This is a genomic window from Bradyrhizobium septentrionale, assembly GCF_011516645.4.
Lineage (GTDB): Bacteria > Pseudomonadota > Alphaproteobacteria > Rhizobiales > Xanthobacteraceae > Bradyrhizobium > Bradyrhizobium septentrionale.
In genome coordinates this window covers 8,335,249-8,353,246 of sequence record NZ_CP088285.1, presented here as the reverse complement: position 1 = coordinate 8,353,246, position 17,998 = coordinate 8,335,249, and the positions used below count along the sequence as shown (strand labels likewise).

The following is a 17,998-nucleotide window of genomic DNA, read 5'->3' as shown; positions in this document are numbered from 1 at the left end:
GAAGCCCAAGGCTTCCCAGATATCACCTTATCCGGACAACGAGACCCATGACCGCACCTGCCGCCCCGCACAGACTGATCAAGAGCGCCACCGGTGATTGGGAAGTCGTGATCGGCATGGAGATCCATGCCCAGGTCACCTCGAACTCAAAGCTGTTCTCCGGCGCATCCACCGCGTTCGGCGGCGAACCCAATACCCACGTCTCGCTGGTCGACGCCGCGATGCCGGGCATGCTGCCCGTGATCAACGAGGAGTGCGTTCGCCAGGCGGTGCTCACCGGTCTCGGACTGAACGCGAAGATCAATTTGCGCTCGGTGTTCGACCGCAAGAACTATTTCTACCCGGACCTGCCGCAGGGGTACCAGATCAGCCAGTACAAGTCGCCGATCGTGGGCGAGGGCGAGGTGTCGCTCGAGCTCGACGGCGGCCGCAGCGTCACCATCGGGATCGAGCGGCTGCATCTGGAACAGGATGCCGGCAAGTTGCTGCACGATCAGTCGCCGACGATGTCCTATGTCGACCTCAACCGCTCCGGCGTCGCACTGATGGAGATCGTCTCCAAGCCCGACATCCGCGACGCCGAGCAGGCCAAGGCCTACGTCACCAAGCTGCGCTCGATCCTGCGCTACCTCGGCACCTGCGACGGCGACATGGAGAAGGGCAGCCTGCGCGCCGATGTCAACGTCTCGGTGCGCCGTTACGGCGAGACCGCGCTCGGCACCCGCTGCGAAATCAAGAACATGAACTCGGTCAACTTCATCGGCCAGGCGATCGAGTACGAGGCGCGGCGCCAGATCGAGATCATCGAGGACGGTGGCTCGATCGACCAGGAAACCCGGCTGTTCGACCCGAACAAGGGCGAGACGCGCTCGATGCGCTCCAAGGAAGAGGCGCACGACTACCGTTACTTTCCCGATCCCGATCTGCTGCCGCTCGAGTTCAGCCAGGCCTTCGTCGACGATCTCAAGGCGCATCTGCCGGAATTGCCGGACCAGAAGAAGTCCCGGTTTATTACGGGCTTCGGTCTGTCGCCCTATGATGCGAGCGTGCTGGTGGCCGAGCGCGAGAGCGCGGAGTTCTACGAGACGGTGCTGTCAGGTCTTGCCGACAAGGCGCGCGACGGCAAGCTTGCCGCCAACTGGGTGATCAACGAACTGTTCGGGCGTCTCAACAAGGAAGGCGTCGAGATCGCCGCCTCGCCGGTGTCGGCCCAGCAACTCGCTGCGATCGTCGATCTGATCGGCGAGGGAGCGATTTCCGGCAAGATCGCCAAGGACTTGTTCGAGATCGTGTGGCAGGAGGGCGGCGATCCGCGCGCACTCGTCGACGCGCGCGGCATGAAGCAGGTCACCGACCTCGGCGCGATCGAGAAGGTGGTCGACGACATCATCGCGGCCAATCCCGACAAGGTCGAGCAAGCAAAGGCGAAGCCTGCGGCCCTTCAGTGGTTCGTCGGTCAGGTGATGAAGTCGTCGGGCGGCAAGGCGAACCCGAAGGCGGTCAACGAGCTCTTGAAGTCCAAGCTCGGCGTCTGAACGAACAGGACAATGATGTTGTCCTTGGCGCATGATCCAGCCGGATCATGCTCTCGTCCCATCCTCTTGCGGTCACCTCTGGCGTCGTCGCGCACGCGTGAACGTGGCGTGATCCTGGCTCACACCCTCCGTCCGCGGTGGTGACGACGCCCCTCGGCGCCGAATCGTCGCAGCCACGATTCGGCCGGGAATCGGGTTTGGATGACCTCAAACGAGGCGAAAGCCAACTTTCCCACGAAATATTTTTCGTTGCCAAAAGTTGCGACTCGGCGCCCGCGCGGCGCCGCTTTTCGTCACAGCTCGCGACTCAACGCAACGACGATCGCGCGTTGATTGACTGAATGCGAATTCAAAAAGTACCTGCAATAAAGGCGTTTCCTGCAACGTTGACAAATGCCGATGTCGGCCGCTGCTGCGTTTCTTGCATCGTCGCGCGAATGCATCGTCGATTTGATCGGCGACGCGCGCTGCGCGTACGACCATCGCTGCGTCAACACTTCCTTAAGCGGGACACTGTTTTTTTTAATCCGTTGGTGTATTCGGGAAGTAGTGCATATCGATTCCCGAGTGCACGCAGCGAAGTAGAGAGCCATCTCACATACCGGAGGGCAACATGGCTAAGAAGGCAAAGAAGGCGAAGAAGGCGAAGAAGGCGAAGAGCGCAGTGAAGAAGACTGCGAAGAAGACCCGCAAGGTCGCCAAGAAGAAGTAAGCCTCTCGCCTTGAGAGGATTGCCGGCGGCTTTATGCCGGCACGTCGCGAGAGCCACCGGACGGACTGCTGAGAGGCACATCCCAATCCCAGGCTCTGGCTGACGAAAGAGGGTGTCGGCGAGACATCAGGTCAAACGGCTGGATCGAATTTCGGAGAGGGCAACCTTCCCAGAACCGGTCCGGCAGAAGAAACAGAGATTTCTTCGTTCGGTGCGGAGCCTGCTTGGTTCCGCAATTTCACCGGCGAGAATGCCGAGCTGAAATCTGGTCCTGACGTGTTCGCCGACCCCCTCGTTCCGGCGGCCTGCGCAGTCCGCGCCCCGGCAACCATTTTCCCCATTCCAGTTCTGGATCGACGTTCGGCCTCACGGCCTCGCGTTCGTTTGCGCCCGCGCCGATCCCGCTCAACGATCCCGCGGATCGTCGGCCGGATCTGCGCCCCCTCCGTAAAAGTTTGAAAGGGATGGCCGCTGAGAGCGGCCGGGGCGGCGTCGGCCATTGGCCGCGATGGTTATTGTTGTCCAAAACACCAAGGTAAACCGGCGTTCACGAATGCACAGAAATGCCTGCGGCACAGGCACTTCTACGATTCGGGGAAACCCGCTTGGCGGCGCCGATTTACATCCCGTTCATCGCGATACTTAAACCGCTCTTCAAATTTGATGGGTCATGATCATCCCAACAAGCCGGCAAACGGCGAGCGGTGATCCAGCGGATCAGCGCGGGGCATGATCCCAAGGATCAGCCCTGAGATAACAGGGTGTTTCAACAGTGGACGGGGGCCGCGCTCGGGGGAGGGCGGCCAACAACAAAAAGGGGAATGACGACAATGTTTCAGGGGGTCATCGATCAGGACAGCGCCATCCCGGTAGCTGCGACCGCGATCCAGGACGTGCTGTTCGAACGTGGCATGTACTGGGCGAGCGGCCGCTCCGGCGTGGTCAACCTCGTCGCGGCGCACAAATGGTTCAACCTGGCGGCGCTCAAGGGACGTACCGACGCGATCGCGCACCGCCGCGAAGTCGCCGAGCAGATGTCCGATATCGAGATCGCGGTCGCCCAGCGCGAAGCCCGCGCCTGGATGACGACGCACTGACTTGGCAACTCTGCCGAAATCGAGCTGGGAGCCTCGGCTCCCTCGCTCCATGTAGAACGAGTAGCGCGCGGCGTAGACGACGGTCATCACCGCTTCGGCCACGATCACGAACTGCCGGACGATGGACGCGGGAAGGATCCGGATCAAATAGCCCCCGGCATAGCCGCCGATCATGGCGCCGATCAGCATCACCGATGTTTCCGGCCACCACACCGCTCCCTGCACGATGAAGATCAATGTGGCGGCGAGCGACACGCAGGTCGCGAGCAGGTTCTTCAACGCCTTGATCGCCCTGATGTCGTTGGGCTCCGTGATCGAGAGCACCGCGGTCAGGATGAGGCCGAGCCCGGCGCCGAAGAAGCCTCCATAGACACACGCCAACCCGAGCACCGCTCCACTCGCGCCGGTCGAGGGCAGCGCCGCGCTCGCCTGCCGCCCGACGGTCCAGCTCTGGATCTGCGGCGCGAAGGCAAACAGCAGCGTTGCGAATGCGATCAGGCTCGGCACCGGCAGCACGAACAGCCGCTCGGGGAGCAGCAACAGGACCCCCGGCGCCGATCGCGCCGCCAAGGGTGGAGACGGTAACGAAGCTGATCGTGCGCGGTGTCGGCGGCGGCAGCTTGCCGCGGTCGGCGAGAGCTGCGATCAGATGCCCCGGCGAGATCGCCACCGCATTCGACGCATTGGCGATCACGGCGGGCAGGCCTGCCGCCAGCATGGCCGGAAACGTGATGAGCGTCGCGCCGCCCGCCAGTGCATTGATGACGCCTCCCGCAACACCGGCCGCGAGCAGCAGAAGACTTGTCTTTGTATCCATCCTTCACCCCTTGCAGGGTGAGCAGGCTAGCGGGCGCAGCGCGGGCCGGTCTGGAACGTCTGTGACGCCGCTTCAACCGCGCCGGTAGACGCCCGGTGTGGTTCCAAAGGTATGGCGGAACAGGCGGGTGAGGTGGCTCTGGTGTGCGCGGGCGATATCTGGTCGACGCTCCTCCAGCGAGCGCCGACGCCGATGACCCGCAGCGATGAGGAGGTGCGGCTCGCCGGAACATACGCATTCAGGCAAACCGTTTCCTCGTCCGGTGTCAACATCGGTGCACATGCAGCAGTCCCGCCGGAATGAGCGCGGCATGGCCCGCAGGCGCAGTCACGGTCGCACCGTCGATGCGGAAGGCGCGCGACCCCGACAGCACCAGCACGATCTGGCTCTCGTCATGGAAATGCGGCCGGAGGCCGAGCGAGCCGGCACCGCGCCACGATGCCAGTTCGACGATGCCTGCATCGTCAGCTGGCTGGTAGTTCCAGGCGTTGGGCGAGGCGGAGCGAGTGATCACAGAGGTCTCGAACCGATGAGGGGGGTGATCCGCAAGCGTAACACAGCGCCTTACCAACCGTCATGAGGCCTCACGGCTGCATCGCGAACGCGCTGGCGGCATTGAACCACCAGCGACAACCGCTGCGCACATCTTGATCGCGGTTGCTCGAGACGAGATTGACGCCTGCTTGCCACCAAGCGCGAAGGCGCGTCACCACTTCTTTCGAAGAACGATGATGCCCTGGTACGGCGAAATCCCGTTCATCGCCACGTCGATCAGATCAAACCGGTCAGTCCAGTTTTCCTCGATGTATTTCCGGGTGATGATCGTCTCGCCATATGTCATCGTGCCGTCGACTTCATAGCTCTGCGGATAGAAGAAAATACCGTCGCGCTGCACGGTCGCGGCTATCGCTTGTTGATCCCAGCCGGGCAGTTTTGAAATGGGGTCGTAAAACGCATACGCAGGAGGGCGGACTGTGAGATAGACAATGCCGCCCTCATTGAGGGACGCGTGTATTGCGGTCAAACAAACTTCGCTGGCGACCGGAGACAGGTGGGTCCAGATAGAAAGTGCGTAGACGAAGTCGAATTTCCGGAAGAAGGGCAGGCTCTTTGGCAGGCTTTCCGACAATACGATATCGAGTTGCGGATTGAGAGTTTTCGCCACCTGGATGATGCCCTTGTGCGGGTCGCACGCGTGCAAATTGCTCAGCGGCACGTCCTTCATGAAGTATCGGGTCACACTGCCCCAGCCGCACCCATAGTCCAGCACGGAGCATTGATCGAATGGCTTCTTGAGATGAAGCCTCAGCTTATCGTGCATGAGGCGGTACGTTTCGACGACTGAGGCCCCCAACTCCATCCCCGAACGGCCGGACCAGTTTCTCTGAGTTCCAGCATCCGGCATTTTGGGAATGGCGTTCTTTATGGCCTCATAGCCATCGTACTCTTTCCAAAGAAGCACGTTCCACAGGTAGGGGTCAGCGATCCAATTAAATGCTTCGTAGGCAGTTGTTCCCCTTCCGCATACAGCATCGGTGCTGGCCAATTCATTGCTGTAGTACTCGTTGAGCCACGAACTCCAGTTCATAAATGTCCTCCGTGCGGTCGGTCACGAATTTCATGTTGTCTGGCTTGTACTGCTGCGGCTGCCGCATTTTGATGCGTCCCAAGCGGCCGTCCTTGTACCGGACCAAACGTATCAGCGATCCCCACGAAGCGCCTAACGGCGTTTTTTAGGCACGAAGCCTGGAACTGCGACCTTCATGACTGAGGAACCGAGGCGATCGGCGAGGCCGTTCGCATCGTCGCCATCGCGATCAGCGCGGCGACCACATTGGCTGCTGCGCTGATCGCCACCGGAATGAAGTAGCTGTGGCTGACATCGTAGGCGAAGCCCGCGGCGCTCGGTCCCAGCAGCGTGCCAACGGCGACGCTGGTGTAGAGGATGCCGATGATGCCGCCGACATTGCGGCCGCCGAAATGGTCGGTGACCACGGCGGGCAGGATCGCAACCCAGCCGCCATAGAACACGCCGAACAGCAGCGCGAAGACCGTGAGCGACCAGAAGCTGCCGGCGACAGCCCAGATCGCCAGCGAGACGGCCATGCCGATGTACATCGCGATCAGGAACGCATCGCGGCCGACCCGGTCGGCGATGCCGCCGAGGAAGAACCGGCCGGCGGTGCTGCCGACGCCGATCATCCCGAGCAGCAGGACGGCGAGCGCCGGCGCCACCTGATGGTCGACGGCAAACGGCACCAGGTGCACGAAGGGCACGAACACCCCGAACGCGCTGATCAGGCAGGCCGCATAAAGCCCGGCGAAGCGGGCGGTCTTGACCGCGCCGCGGATCGAGACGCCCTGGCGCAGCGGCGCGCCTGAGACCGCTTCAAGCGGATCGCCGTCCGGTCCCGTTCCGTAGCGGCGCGGATCGTCGGCGATCAAAAGCGATGCCCCGATGCCGGCGACGGCGGCAACAACGCCCAGCACGACATAAGCATCGCGCCAGCCGAGGCTCGTGATCAGCCAGGTCGCGAGCGGCGGCATCACCAATGTCCCGACCCCGATCCCGCTGACGGCGAGCCCCGACGCAAAACCGCGCCGCCTGACGAACCAGCGTTGCACCGCGCCCAGCGTCGGGACGTAGGCGCAGCCGACGCCGGCGCCGATGCCGATGCTGTAGGCGGCATAGACCTCAAGGATGGTCTGGGCCTGTCCCGCCAGCACCATGCCGACACCGACCAGCGCCATTCCGAGGCCAGCAAGCCTGCGCGCGCCCCAGCGATCGGCAAGCGGGCCGGAGATGATGCCGAGGCCGAAATACAGGAAGCCGGCAAAGGAGAACACCAGCGACACCGAGCCGCGCGAGGCGCCGAACTCCCGCTGCAACGACTCAACGAAGGACGAGAAGGTGTAGGCGCTGCCGAACCCGATGAAGGTCACGACGAAGGCGGCCGCGACGACATACCAGCCGTAGAACGGCTTTGCTCTTTGATAACCGGCGTGCATGGCGGCATTGCTCACGATCGTTCTCCTTGTGCCGCGTGACCGCCAGTCTTGGCCGGCGGATAGAGCAGCATCTGCGTGCAGCGAAACAGCGCGATGGTCTTGTCCGTCGTTTCGCTCTTGATCTCGGCATCCCACACCTGGGTCGTGCGCCCGGCATGTACGAGGCGGGCCTCGCAACTCACGCCGCCTTCGCGTGCGGCGCCGATGAAGTTCGTCTTCAACTCTGAGGTGGCGAAGCCGATGGCGCCGTCCGGCAAGGACGCAAGGCAGCCGAACCCGCATGCGGTATCGGCCAATGCGACGATGCTTGCGCCGTGCAGCAGCCCGTGCGGCGAGAAGTGCTTTGCGGCAATCTCGAAGCGGCCGCGGATCTGGCCGCGTCCGGCTTCGAGCCATTGAAAGTCCAATGCGCCGGGCAGGCTGCCGGCTTGCGACGCGTTGATGCGATCGACCAGTCTGCCGGCGTGGCCACCCGCGTCGATCTCATGCAGGGCGAGTTTGTGTGGAACCTCAGTCATGTCGCCGCTCCATCGGGGAGCTGAATGCCGCGTTGGACGCCGTAAATAAGGATCAGAAAATCTAATTCTTATGGTCCGGTTTTCTCTGCGTTGACGTGGCTTTCAGCCTTAGGATAGGCTGATAGAGCGCTAGGAAGGCCGGGTTAGCAAACCAGATTTGCTGCGCAATTGAGATTAGAAAATCTAAATTATGGAGAGCAGGCTTCCACCCCTGAACGCGCTCAAGGCGTTCGAGTCCGCCGCACGGCATCTCTCGGTGAAGCTGGCGGCCGAGGAGCTGTGCGTGACGCCGGGCGCAGTCAGCCAGATGCTCAAGACGCTGGAGGCCCATCTCGGGGTCAAACTGTTCGAGCGGGTGCCGCGCGGCATCTATCTCACCGACGCCGGGCGCGACTATCTGCCGTCGATCCGCAATGCGTTTCGCCAGATCGCGGAGGCGTCGCGCCGCGTCGCCGCGTCCAATGATATCGGCACGCTGACGGTCAGCGTCACGCCGTTCTTTGCGTCGGCCTGGCTGGTGCCGCGGATGGCGTCGTTTCAGGATGCGCATCCCGAGATCGATCTGCAGATCGTCACCAGCAACACGCTGGTCGATTTCTCGCGCAGCGGCGTCGACGTCGCGGTGCGCCACGGCCTCGGCCGCTATCCGGGGCTGCGCAGCGACCGCGTCGTCAAGGTCGAGATGGTGGCGGTTGCCTCGCCGTCGCTCGTCGCGCGTCTTGGGCGGCCGACATCTGCCGGCGAACTCGCCGGCTGGCCGCAAGTGCATGACGCCGATCGCAAGGGCTGGAGCCTGTGGTTTCAGGCCAACGGCATCGCGGAGGTGCGCACGCCGCGCGGCCCGTCGTTCGACGACAGCGGTCTGCTGCTGAAGGCTGTGCTGACCGGGCAGGGCGCGGGCCTGCTGCCGACGGCGATGGTCGCAAACGAGATCGAGTCCGGCGAACTGATCCAGCTGCTCGAGACCGCGCATCTGGAGGAGTTCGCCTATTATCTCGTCTGCCCCGACAACCGGCAGGGGCTTCCGAAGATCGCGGCGTTCAGGGAATGGATCCTGGGGCCGATGGCGCAGTCGGCGGCCGCGGAGCGTTAGCTGCCCAGCCGTGGCCGCGATCGTGATGCTGAGTGAGCCGGTCCGGTCCTTCCACGTCATCGGCGGCGGCCTCGCGCTGCTCGGCGTCGCCTGCGCGCAGGCCTTTCCGCGGTCGCTGCCGAGGATGTGGCGCGCCCGAGCGCCCCGCAGATCGTTGCTCAATCCCGTCGATGTGACCGATCGTGAGGCCGCCAGCGCTGGCGGCCATGCGGTCGGCGCATCATACTATGGTGAACCGGAGCCAAGGCGATGCGTTCTGCTTTGATGGTGGGACTATTGGCGATGCTGTGGAGCGCCGCCGCCGACGCCGCAACGGCACATCACCGGCGCGTGCGACAGCACGTCATCGTCCGTCCAGGCGAGCAGGTGGCTCCTCCGGGCCACTACGTCTATCCGGGCTACGGGCCGATCCCGCCCGGCGAGAATCGAAATCTCGATCCGTCCACCCGCGGCGGCGGCTGAAGCCGGGTGGGTTCGGTTGATGCTTTCGACGGCGTTGCCTTGACCGCGGCGCACCGTGCATCGCGGCCTGACAAACATCGGCGATCGATCTTCCTAGGCGAAGCTGAACATGCTTGCGTCGAGTTGTCCGGGGGCGAGGCCGATCAACCAGGCAGCGTTGCCTGCCGCATCGGTGATGATCGTCGTATTGATCCCTGGCGAATAGAACTCGGCGGCCTGCACATCGGCAAAGGAATGCAGGGAGGTTCCAGCGAAGCTCAAAATGTCGTGCACGCCGCCTGCGTTGAAGTCCTGGATCACCATGATCTCGGAGACCGCGTCATTGATGGCAAACGTATCCGAGCCGCCGCCGCCCCAAGCATAATCAACGCCACCACCGCCGCTGATCACATCTGCGCCTGATCCCATCAGGAATACGTCGACGCCGCTGCCGCCGGTCACCGTATCGCCGCCGTTCGAACCATAAACGTAGTTCTGGCCCGAACCCCCATAGATGAGGTTTCCATCACTCTCGCCTGACGAGATGAAGATGTTGAGACCGGAGCCACCGAACATGGTGTCAGCGCCAGCGCCGCCGTAAGAATAGTTGGTGCCGGTTCCCCCATAGAGCAGGTCATTGCCGGCTTCGCCGTACATCACGTTGACATCGGACGGCGAGGCTCCCCCCGAGCCGGAAAGGGTATCGTTGCCGTCGCCGCCAAACAGGTAATTGAAGCCCGTGCCGCCATAAAGCGCGTCGTCTCCACTCCCACCAAGCAACACGTCAAGGCCATCGCCACCGAATAGGAAGTCGTTGCCTCCGTAAGCATAAATATAATCGTTGCCAGCGAGCGCGTAGATCGCATCGGCCGCGCTTCCTCCGAGCAAGACATCATTCGCCGCCGTGCCGTTGGTGACAATGTCACCCCCAGGAACCTGCGGTTGGTTCGAGGGCGGTCCATAGAGCGCCTGAATGCCGTCGATGTCCGACTGCGTCAGGTTGGTTATGTCGGCGCTGGCGTAGGGGTTCATGATCGCCGGGCCGCCAGTGTAATGATCGAGGCCCAAAGCGTGGCCGATTTCGTGCGTTGCAACGGCCTCGAAACTTATTCCTCCCGAAAGCGTCAAGCCGCTGGAGGAAGACGTGTAGCTTTCAGCCTGGTCAAAGCTGACCGTGACATCAGGCAGAAAGTCGCCGTTGGAGTAGTAGTACGATGTCTCAGCCAGGATCCCGTAAGGGCCGTCAAAAGTCCCGAGCCCGAAACGGATGTCGACATTCGCAGAATCCGCCACCTCGACGAACGTCACATCGGCAACGGCGGACCATCGCTTCAAGGCATCGATGATTTCCCGCTCATATTCACCTGGCTGGAAGAACGTTGAGAATGTGTCAGGCTGACCGAAGAAATTGACCGTCGCGAAGCTCCACGTGATGGTCTTCGACGACCAGACGGGTCCTTCCAAGTTATAATCTGCCATGGAGATTCCTGCCTGTTGCGTCGCGCCCGGAAACGAGTATCGCGATACTTCGCTTCCGGAGTTTTATTTCGTCCGATTTGTGGTGCCGAAAGGGTAAATAAATTCCTGTGAGATCAACCGTCCTGGCTGGCAGGAAGCTCGGCATCGAGGAGTTCGACGAGGGCATTTGGCTCGTCTGCTTCACGCACTGCGATCTCGGATATTTCGACCTGGAGCAGAAATCCTTGCAACCCACCGACAACCCGTTCGGCACGAGGTCGTCACCCGGGCTGGACGACCAAGTCGATGGCGGAGACGGAGGGATTCGAACCCTCGATAGGCCTTTACAAGCCTATAACGGTTTAGCAAACCGCCGCCTTCAGCCACTCGGCCACGTCTCCGGCTGAACAATTTCAATAACTTAGTTGGGTAATCGGTGGAACAAACAGGGGTTTATGCCACCGGATTGCCACCCAACGGGGTCACGAAACGTTCAAGGCGGCGTTGATAGCGGCCGCCGCCTTGCTGTCGTCCGTTGTAAACATGTGCGCGTAAATCGCAAGGGTAACGCTGGGCTTTGCGTGGCCTAACCGCGTTGAAATCGTGACGATATCCACCCCCGCGTTAATCAGTTGGCTGGCGTGGGTGTGGCGTAGCCCGTGGAACGTGATTTCAGGCGCCTCAATGCGGTCAGCCAGCGTCCCCCGGTCAGATGACACCTTGCTGGGCCTCAGTGGCTTCCCCTCGATACTGGCGAACAGCAGGGCATGCTCAGGCAGTTTGCCGAGCCCGAGCTTCACCCTGATCTCGAGATGGCTTGTCCGAACTGTAGATCAAATCTTACGGTGTCGCTCGCGTTCGAAAGCCTCTACATCACCGGAGTGGTGGACGTTCGAACAGTGTCAGCGCGATAAGCGAGACGATGCTCTCACATACCGCCTCAGTCACGCATCAGTCCGAATAGTTCTTTGACCTCGCTCAGCCGAAGCTTTGGCCGGCAGGCATGTGCTCAAGCAGCATATGCCTGGTGCCGACTGCGATCCCGTCGCGTCGGATATCGTCGTGATAGGCCTTCATGTCCGCGGCAAACTGGCAGGCGACTTCCGGCGGGATCTCGATCGGCTTTCGGGTGATGGGCATCCCCGGAAGATAGGGTAGCGGGGGCCCGTTTGGCGAACCCAAGGAAACGGCCCCAACCTGGGGGCCGCCAACCCGAGCGATACGGGTTTTCTTCCAGCAGTCGGGGGGGCGCCCTTGGCTGGAAGCTTCATATAGACGTTCGGTCGGTCCGATCGTTCCTTACCTACCCGGTCCATCTGGGAAAAAGTGGCAATTCTTGATGGCTGCAGGGAACCACAGACAGGAACAACTGGCCCCGGGCTTCGCTGGGGCCTTTTCTATGGGCTCAAACAGCGCAACGCCGCCAGGCTTAAAATACTCGCTGGCGGCGCTGGTCTAGCCCCGGGAAGGATGTGCAAAATCCCGACATGTGAGGAGTCAGCACAAAGCGTGCCATGGTTCATATCTCAAACGGATTACTTCCGTCGGAGTATGCGGAGGCGCCTTATGCGAACAGATGATCTGTCACGGGCGTTTCCCCACGACTCATAAATTTCAGCATCTCGATCGCGAAACGCTCTTCGGATAGGCGCCGTTCGATGAAGTGAGTCTCGACGTCGCTAAGTTTGGTGCGCAGCAACCCTTGGTAACGCTCGATGTTTTGCTCGTGCACGCGCAGCATCGCAATCTTTCGCTCTTCCATGTACGCCCCCTATGTTTTCGGAGGTGCTTTCGCGCCGGTACCGTCACCGATTACATGTAAGAATCTACGCCACGATGACGGTCACTTCACACGCGACCGTCAAATTCGGAGTATGTTTTTCCGTCAAATGTAGCGGCCCCAGCAACCTTGTGTGTGGGGGACCTGTAAGGTCGGTCACCGGGGCCACCTGGCCAGTCCCGCGTCAATCGAGATTGGTCGACCTAATCGCACACCCGAACCGCGGGTAAGGCAAGCGCGAACTGAACGACATCGGGAAAAAGCGGCAATTTATTTAGACGCGATTCGCTTGTGCTAATTGACGGGGCGCGCGCTTGGTTCGATGATCCGGCCGCTGGGCATTGCGAGATTTCATTAAGGAAAGCTTTTGGACCCAGTAAGGGCCGTTGTTTGGGCAAAGGCACGGTCAAAGACAGCATAGGAAAGAAGGAACGGCCTCAGCGAGGCGATGCGCTGAGGCCGTTTTTCTTGGTCGGGAACAAGTGGCAATTCACGCCGTTAAGATGGCGGGTCGTGTTGAGGAGTTGGGACGACCATCGGCCTCAGTGCTCTCCCCGGGGCGCTGGGGCCGCTGATTTTTGAACAGGCACTTTCTGCAGATATCAGGGACGTTTGCGGGGCGATCAATTTCTTAGAGGAACGAAGCGCGTTCGGTGGCACTTGTTGCATATCCGGTGCCGTCCTAGGCGGTGCGGGATGATGACCCAAAGTGCACACTTGGCCCCGGCGTGTTCCCCCTCGCTGGGGCCGCTTCTTTCGGACAAGACGGATGGAGAGCCGTCGATGCAGGATGATTACGAGATTTTTCGCGACGCGGAGCTTTGGTTAGCTGCTGGGGTGGGCTGCGCGCCGGCGCTTCTGATAGCGGTCATGATGATAGCATCGCTTGTTCAACCGCAATTCCCGGGCTGACAACGAGGCGGCCGGAGGAGGCTTCAAATGCAGCCGAAGATCAAAGAGCATATCTGCCCGGCCTGCAATGGAACGGGCTTCCCGCCGGTTGAGCAGCCTGTTCAGCCGGGTCACAAAATCTATCCGGTCAAATGCAAGACCTGCGACGGCAAGGGCAAGATCACAGAAGACAACTGAGGCGGCCTTACTCCTTCATGCGGAAGGTCGCCAGCATGCGCGCGCCTTGCCATAGCTCAACATCGTGGCCGTCGACCAGTTGCTCCGCCATGCGCGTGGCTTCCTCGTCATCGTCACAGAGGACGTCAACGCGGTTTTGGATGTGGCCGTCCGGGCCCAGGATATAGGCATGGTATGCAGTGCTCACAGGCGTTACCTCTTCCCCGCCAGCAAACTTCCTAGAGCCTTTGGAGACTGCATCCTCGGCGATGTAAGCCACGCATCAATGCGAGAAGCATTCTCAGTTTGCCGGACTCGGCGCAAAAGCAGTTCCTGAGCATGGCTGCCCGCAGGCAGTTTTTCCGCAGCTTCTCTGAGGCGCGGAGCGTCTTCTGCTAGACGTTCTTGAAAGGTCTTTCCGTACTGGAAACGACGCCGCTTCTGCATGGCGCGCTCCTTTCCAAACGAGAACCGGCCCACCGCCAACCGCGCGATCGACGATGGGCCGTTCCGGGTGGATGGCGCGAGCTTGGAGGCATCGCGCCACAGACCAGGTTCTCAATCTCTTTGCTTGAGGATTGTTCCTAAGGGGGCGCCAGAGGCGGACTCAATGCTTCGCGCCGTTTTTGCGAGAGATCAGGGAGACGCAAAACAGTCGTTCGGTTGCGGAACGAGTTTCGACTGCTAGGTCTGGCTGCTCGTCCAAAAAGACAGAGTCTTTGACCATTCCCAATAGCGTTTGCAGTGCCTCGACTTTAGCGGCCTTTTGATCCGGCAAATCCAATCCTTCCTCGTCTGCAAAGAACTCACGGCCACTTTGGATGTCGAAGAAATAGAAGGCCATGTTGAGCGCTCCCATCCATGAAAGGCGGGAGCGCATAAGAACTCTCAGCCACCAACGCCTGAGGGTCGCGTGCTGGTGATCTAACATAACGAAGCCGTGAGCGAGATGGTTGCTAAACAGGCGGCTTTAATCCTGGTGAAGTCAGCCACTCGGTCAAATGGGCAGTGACCTCGTCATGCCGCGCTTTTCTCAGCAGGGTTTCTTTCTTTGCGCACGGTGGAAGCGTCTTGGCTTCCTCGCGCAGGCTCTTGGCCTCGTCAGTCAGACGTTCTTCCAATGATTGCGTTTGTGTGAAACGGCGCCGCCTGATGGTCATGAGGTGCTCCTTTCCACTGGAGGAAGGCGGGAGCGCTAACCGGGCGTTCTCATCACCGATGAATACTGGGAGCCGAGCGGTGATGAATTAACAATAGGCCGGTAGCTCCAGGGTTCCTAGTTAATTCGGAACTCCGTTCCACCCACGAAGAACCCCGGAAGGCCTTTAAGCTGTTGCAGGTTGCCGCTCGTTGATTTGGGTCCAAGAACGAATTGCGACCCATTAAAATTTATGTGCCTAGAACAGTGAATAGGCCATCTCCGCGGTCCTACCGGGAACATGGGCGAAGCCTGCGGCTACGCGAATAGGTCGTTCCCAGCCTGCAGGATCCTCACATAGGTCCCGCTCTCGTGGATCTCTAGCCAGTCCTGATCGATGGCGTACTTTAGGCCGGCCCATATTCGGCCGGCGTCCCCTTGTCCTGATATAGAAAAGGACCGTTGATCTTCTCGACATCAACACGGCCGTCCTGGACCGGCTCGAACGCTCGAGCGTGCTCCATGAGTCTGCGAGCGGCTTTCTCGGGATTGGCGAAGGGACGATCTGCGGTGAATTTCATCGGCGGGGAATCACGATTTCCATCCCACACTGAATGGCATCGCGTGACCAACCCTGTCATGCCAGGGCGATGTTTACAGCGCCTGCTGTTCCGCAGACGGTGCACATCAGGCGCCAACCGACATGCGACCGCCGGCCGCCCTGGAGCCTCTATATACAGCATATACAGCGCCAATCGGGGGCGCTGACGCGGCCAATCGCACCAAATTTTAATTATAACAATGAGTTGCGTCAGGATTCGCCCGCGATCCGTCGCAAGCCTGTTGAAAACCGCTCCCGCCGGGTCATTCCACGCTGGCGCCGCGGTGCAGGTCGGCCTCGATCTGCAACCGGGTCCCGCCGCCGAAGCGGGCGCGATAGACCTGCAGGTTCTCCATGATCCGCTGGACGTAGTTCCGCGTCTCCGAGAACGGAATCAGCTCGACCCAGTCGACCGCGTCGACCTTGGGATCGCGCGGGTCGCCGTAGCGCTCGATCCACTTCTTCACGCTGCCGCGGCCGGCATTGTAGGCGGCGAAGGTCAGGATGTAGGAGCCGCGATAGTCCTCGAGCAACCCGCCGAGCTCGGCCGCGCCAAGCATCGCGTTGTAGACCGGGTCGGTCTTCATCCGGTTGAGATCGAAGCCGATGCCGGCGCGCTTGCAGACGTAACGTCCGGCGTCGGGCGTCACCTGCATCAGGCCGTAGGCCTGGGCCGGCGACACCACGGCCGGATTGAACGCGCTCTCCTGGCGCGCAATCGCGTAGACGACGCTCTGCTCGACCTCCGGCCCGACCTGGCGGAACGATGGAATGCCGTTGACCGGATAGGCGTAGTGGTCGAACGGCAGTCCGCGGTTGAGCGCGGACTTGCCCATCAGCAGCATGCCGCGTGCGTCGCCGTTGCGTGCGGTCAGCTCGCCGATACCGGCCAGCGCCTCCGGATCGCCATTATCGCCGAGGTCGCCGAAGATCGGAATCGCGAGCTCGCGCGCGTCGATCTCGTACAGCAGCGCCACCGCGCGCACGATCTCCAGCCGATCGGCGCCGCGGCCGCGCGGCGCACTGTTCAGCTCGATCTGCGGCAGGCCGAGTTTTGCGCGCGCGAGCTGTCCGTAGTAACTGGTGGATTGTTCGGCCGCGCGGGCATAGGCGGCGCGTGCCTCCTGACCGCGGCCGGCGGCTTCCGCGGCTCGGCCCTGCCAATAGCCGGCACGCGCCAGCGCAGTCGGGTTGGCGCTGCCGACGCCGATCCGCGCGAAGTGCTGGGCGGCGAGGGCGGGATCGTTGAGGAAGCGCAGCGCGATCCAGCCGGCGGTGAATTCCTGCTCGGTCTTGTAGATGTCGCGGGCCGGCAGCGCCGCGTCGCGGGCGATCAGATAGGCAGTGCGAAACTCGTTGGTGTCGATCATCTTGCGCGCCAGCAGCCGGCGCTCGATCCACCATTCGTCGACATTGTAGAGGCGGGAGGCCTCCTTCGGCGCGCTCAGCATCAGCCGCGCGGCTTCATCGAATTTCTCTTCGCGGCGGAGCAACTGGATTTTCGCGAACAAATAGCTGGTGTCGCCGGAGAGTTCGCTCGGCACCGCTTCGAGCAGCGCGCGCAGGTTCGAGCCCTTGCGGGTGGCGGCGATGCGGGCCTTGGCCAGCGCCACATAGCCGGAGCCGAGCCGCTTGGCCTCGCGCATGCCGGCAGCTTCGTTGTCTGTGCCGTAGAGCATGGTGTCCATGCGCGCCTTGTGGTCGCCGGCGGTGAGGAACGAGCCGAACAGATCGAGCGCGACGGTTTCGGTGTCCTCGCTCATCCCGTCGTTGCGCCAGGCCTCGCGCACCAGGCGCTCGGCATTGCCGCGGTCGCCGCGGCCGATCATCACCTTGGCGAGCGCGAGCCGGCCCTTGGCCGAAACCGGCGATTCATTCTGGAACCAGGCCCAGACCGCGGAATCGTCGCGACGGTCGTCCCACAGCGAGGCCTCGATGCGGCGACGCAGGAAGGTCTGCGAAGGCCAGCTCGGATTGGCGTCGAGGAAGCTGCGGTAGCGCTCGACCGAGGCGCCATTGTCCTCGCTGCGCAGGATCAGCCATTCGGCAAGCTTGCGCGCGACCGGATCGGAGATCGAGGCCTCGGCCTCGGTGGCGTCGGAAGGCCTGCGCTTGCGCAGCAGCTCGACGACGTTGGCGAGTGCGTCCTTGTCCGACTGCGACGTCGACGATGTCGCGGCCACCGCCGCAGGCACCACCGGCTTGCGCACGACAGGGGCGGCATGCTGGCGGGTCGCGGGAACCAGCGCGGGTGCGGCGACGCTGGCGGGCGCCGGTTTCTTCGGCAGACTTCCCGTCGAAGCGGGCGAGGCGGTCTTGGGCGCGGCGGTCTTTGACCCCGTGCTCTTGGAATCGGTGGTCTTGGGATGAACGGTCTTGGCACCGTCCGTCTTGGCCGCGCCGGACTTGGAAGCAGTTGTCTTCGCGGCGTCGGTCTTTGCGGAGTCGCTCTTTGTTGCGGCTGGCTTTGAAGCAGCCGCCTTGGGAGCGTCGGCCTTGGGAGCAGCCGCCTTGGGAGCGGCAGACTTCGGTGCCGTGGCTTTCGGAGCAGCAGCCTTGGGAGCCGCAGCCTTGGGCGCGGCCGATTTGGGAGCGGCGCTGTCGGCAGCCGGCGGTGTTGCCGGCGCATCCGTGGCGGCCCATGCATCGGCCGTGATGGCGGCAAGGCCGACAACGAGCGCGAGGCTCGTCGCCAGCGCCGTCGATCGCAAAGTGCCTGCGCGGGCGGAAC

At 62.0% G+C, this 17,998-nt stretch carries 18 protein-coding genes, 1 tRNA gene and 2 pseudogenes; 7 read left to right on the top strand and 14 right to left on the bottom strand.

Annotated features, from left to right (window positions below; all coding sequences use genetic code 11):
- Positions 1-47: 47 nt before the first annotated feature.
- Together gatB and HAP48_RS41720 are read left to right on the top strand one after the other, a co-directional pair.
- On the top strand, positions 48-1,535 hold the full coding sequence (gene gatB / locus HAP48_RS41725; protein ID WP_166205563.1) for an Asp-tRNA(Asn)/Glu-tRNA(Gln) amidotransferase subunit GatB: 1,488 nt from the start codon (positions 48-50) through the stop codon (positions 1,533-1,535).
- Between the two features lie 1,542 nt (positions 1,536-3,077).
- A complete protein-coding gene (locus HAP48_RS41720) occupies positions 3,078-3,344 on the top strand; it encodes a hypothetical protein (protein ID WP_166215640.1) in 267 nt (88 codons plus the stop codon).
- 138 nt (positions 3,345-3,482) lie between these two features.
- On the opposite strand, the pseudogene HAP48_RS41715 reads toward HAP48_RS41720, so the two are convergent.
- The 5 genes and pseudogenes from HAP48_RS41715 to HAP48_RS41695 form a co-directional block, all read right to left on the bottom strand.
- A pseudogene (locus HAP48_RS41715) lies at positions 3,483-3,860 on the bottom strand (TSUP family transporter); the annotation flags it as partial.
- Between the two features lie 566 nt (positions 3,861-4,426).
- A complete protein-coding gene (locus HAP48_RS41710) occupies positions 4,427-4,675 on the bottom strand; it encodes a cupin domain-containing protein (protein ID WP_166205562.1) in 249 nt (82 codons plus the stop codon).
- A 192-nt stretch (positions 4,676-4,867) separates the two neighbouring features.
- Positions 4,868-5,749: a class I SAM-dependent methyltransferase gene (locus HAP48_RS41705; protein WP_166205561.1), complete on the bottom strand. Its 882-nt coding sequence runs from the start codon at positions 5,747-5,749 to the stop codon at positions 4,868-4,870.
- A 173-nt stretch (positions 5,750-5,922) separates the two neighbouring features.
- Positions 5,923-7,170: an MFS transporter gene (locus HAP48_RS41700; RefSeq protein ID WP_166215637.1), complete on the bottom strand. Its 1,248-nt coding sequence runs from the start codon at positions 7,168-7,170 to the stop codon at positions 5,923-5,925.
- Positions 7,171-7,181: 11 nt separating this feature from the next.
- Positions 7,182-7,688 (bottom strand): PaaI family thioesterase, encoded by a 507-nt coding sequence (locus HAP48_RS41695; RefSeq protein WP_166205560.1) that lies wholly within the window; start codon positions 7,686-7,688, stop codon positions 7,182-7,184.
- Positions 7,689-7,878: 190 nt separating this feature from the next.
- Between HAP48_RS41695 and gcvA the strand changes: the two genes are divergently transcribed.
- Together gcvA and HAP48_RS41685 are read left to right on the top strand one after the other, a co-directional pair.
- The gene (gene gcvA / locus HAP48_RS41690) at positions 7,879-8,781 is read left to right on the top strand and encodes a transcriptional regulator GcvA (RefSeq protein ID WP_210292750.1); all 903 of its coding nucleotides are present in this window, start codon (positions 7,879-7,881) and stop codon (positions 8,779-8,781) included.
- Between the two features lie 249 nt (positions 8,782-9,030).
- Positions 9,031-9,243 carry a hypothetical protein gene (locus tag HAP48_RS41685; RefSeq protein ID WP_166205559.1) on the top strand — a complete coding sequence of 71 codons (213 nt, stop codon included), beginning with the start codon at positions 9,031-9,033 and terminating at the stop codon, positions 9,241-9,243.
- A 93-nt stretch (positions 9,244-9,336) separates the two neighbouring features.
- Here HAP48_RS41685 and HAP48_RS41680 read toward each other — a convergent pair whose 3' ends face one another.
- Positions 9,337-10,701 carry a matrixin family metalloprotease gene (locus HAP48_RS41680; RefSeq protein ID WP_166205558.1) on the bottom strand — a complete coding sequence of 455 codons (1,365 nt, stop codon included), beginning with the start codon at positions 10,699-10,701 and terminating at the stop codon, positions 9,337-9,339.
- A gap of 113 nt (positions 10,702-10,814) precedes the next feature.
- Between HAP48_RS41680 and HAP48_RS50995 the strand changes: the two are divergent.
- Positions 10,815-10,958 (top strand): annotated as a pseudogene (locus HAP48_RS50995) (IS481 family transposase); the annotation flags it as partial.
- Between the two features lie 29 nt (positions 10,959-10,987).
- Here HAP48_RS50995 and HAP48_RS41675 read toward each other — a convergent pair.
- The 4 genes from HAP48_RS41675 to HAP48_RS41660 form a co-directional block, all read right to left on the bottom strand.
- Positions 10,988-11,081 (bottom strand) — tRNA-Ser (locus HAP48_RS41675).
- 81 nt (positions 11,082-11,162) lie between these two features.
- Positions 11,163-11,480: a tyrosine-type recombinase/integrase gene (locus tag HAP48_RS41670; RefSeq protein ID WP_224496811.1), complete on the bottom strand. Its 318-nt coding sequence runs from the start codon at positions 11,478-11,480 to the stop codon at positions 11,163-11,165.
- A 178-nt stretch (positions 11,481-11,658) separates the two neighbouring features.
- Positions 11,659-11,820 carry a hypothetical protein gene (locus HAP48_RS41665; RefSeq protein WP_166205557.1) on the bottom strand — a complete coding sequence of 54 codons (162 nt, stop codon included), beginning with the start codon at positions 11,818-11,820 and terminating at the stop codon, positions 11,659-11,661.
- 424 nt (positions 11,821-12,244) lie between these two features.
- Positions 12,245-12,442: a hypothetical protein gene (locus HAP48_RS41660; protein ID WP_166205556.1), complete on the bottom strand. Its 198-nt coding sequence runs from the start codon at positions 12,440-12,442 to the stop codon at positions 12,245-12,247.
- A gap of 801 nt (positions 12,443-13,243) precedes the next feature.
- On the opposite strand from HAP48_RS41660, the gene HAP48_RS50280 reads away from it, so the two are divergent.
- Both HAP48_RS50280 and HAP48_RS41655 read left to right on the top strand, forming a co-directional pair.
- Entirely contained in the window at positions 13,244-13,372 is a 129-nt protein-coding gene (locus HAP48_RS50280) for a hypothetical protein (RefSeq protein WP_275949002.1), read from the top strand.
- Between the two features lie 27 nt (positions 13,373-13,399).
- Positions 13,400-13,549, top strand: a complete 150-nt coding sequence (locus tag HAP48_RS41655; RefSeq protein WP_166205555.1) for a zinc finger domain-containing protein — start codon at positions 13,400-13,402, stop codon at positions 13,547-13,549.
- A 7-nt stretch (positions 13,550-13,556) separates the two neighbouring features.
- Here HAP48_RS41655 and HAP48_RS41650 read toward each other — a convergent pair whose 3' ends face one another.
- The 4 genes from HAP48_RS41650 to HAP48_RS41625 all read right to left on the bottom strand — a co-directional run bounded on the left by HAP48_RS41650 (position 13,557) and on the right by HAP48_RS41625 (position 17,978).
- Positions 13,557-13,808, bottom strand: a complete 252-nt coding sequence (locus HAP48_RS41650; protein WP_210293347.1) for a hypothetical protein — start codon at positions 13,806-13,808, stop codon at positions 13,557-13,559.
- A 327-nt stretch (positions 13,809-14,135) separates the two neighbouring features.
- Entirely contained in the window at positions 14,136-14,372 is a 237-nt protein-coding gene (locus HAP48_RS41640; RefSeq protein WP_166205554.1) for a DUF6894 family protein, read from the bottom strand.
- Between the two features lie 112 nt (positions 14,373-14,484).
- Positions 14,485-14,688: a hypothetical protein gene (locus HAP48_RS41635; RefSeq protein ID WP_166205553.1), complete on the bottom strand. Its 204-nt coding sequence runs from the start codon at positions 14,686-14,688 to the stop codon at positions 14,485-14,487.
- Positions 14,689-15,530: 842 nt separating this feature from the next.
- The gene (locus HAP48_RS41625) at positions 15,531-17,978 is read right to left on the bottom strand and encodes a lytic transglycosylase domain-containing protein (protein ID WP_210293049.1); all 2,448 of its coding nucleotides are present in this window, start codon (positions 17,976-17,978) and stop codon (positions 15,531-15,533) included.
- Positions 17,979-17,998: the final 20 nt, after the last annotated feature.

Coding starts and splice junctions, on each gene's coding strand:
- gatB (WP_166205563.1), top strand. CDS start 48: ATGACCGCACCTGCCGCCCCGCACAGACTGATCAAGAGCGCCACCGGT.
- HAP48_RS41720 (WP_166215640.1), top strand. CDS start 3,078: ATGTTTCAGGGGGTCATCGATCAGGACAGCGCCATCCCGGTAGCTGCG.
- HAP48_RS41705 (WP_166205561.1), bottom strand. CDS start 5,749: ATGAACTGGAGTTCGTGGCTCAACGAGTACTACAGCAATGAATTGGCC.
- HAP48_RS41700 (WP_166215637.1), bottom strand. CDS start 7,170: ATGCACGCCGGTTATCAAAGAGCAAAGCCGTTCTACGGCTGGTATGTC.
- HAP48_RS41695 (WP_166205560.1), bottom strand. CDS start 7,688: ATGACTGAGGTTCCACACAAACTCGCCCTGCATGAGATCGACGCGGGT.
- gcvA (WP_210292750.1), top strand. CDS start 7,879: ATGGAGAGCAGGCTTCCACCCCTGAACGCGCTCAAGGCGTTCGAGTCC.
- HAP48_RS41685 (WP_166205559.1), top strand. CDS start 9,031: ATGCGTTCTGCTTTGATGGTGGGACTATTGGCGATGCTGTGGAGCGCC.
- HAP48_RS41680 (WP_166205558.1), bottom strand. CDS start 10,701: ATGGCAGATTATAACTTGGAAGGACCCGTCTGGTCGTCGAAGACCATC.
- HAP48_RS41665 (WP_166205557.1), bottom strand. CDS start 11,820: ATGCCCATCACCCGAAAGCCGATCGAGATCCCGCCGGAAGTCGCCTGC.
- HAP48_RS41660 (WP_166205556.1), bottom strand. CDS start 12,442: ATGGAAGAGCGAAAGATTGCGATGCTGCGCGTGCACGAGCAAAACATC.
- HAP48_RS50280 (WP_275949002.1), top strand. CDS start 13,244: ATGCAGGATGATTACGAGATTTTTCGCGACGCGGAGCTTTGGTTAGCT.
- HAP48_RS41655 (WP_166205555.1), top strand. CDS start 13,400: ATGCAGCCGAAGATCAAAGAGCATATCTGCCCGGCCTGCAATGGAACG.
- HAP48_RS41640 (WP_166205554.1), bottom strand. CDS start 14,372: ATGGCCTTCTATTTCTTCGACATCCAAAGTGGCCGTGAGTTCTTTGCA.
- HAP48_RS41635 (WP_166205553.1), bottom strand. CDS start 14,688: ATGACCATCAGGCGGCGCCGTTTCACACAAACGCAATCATTGGAAGAA.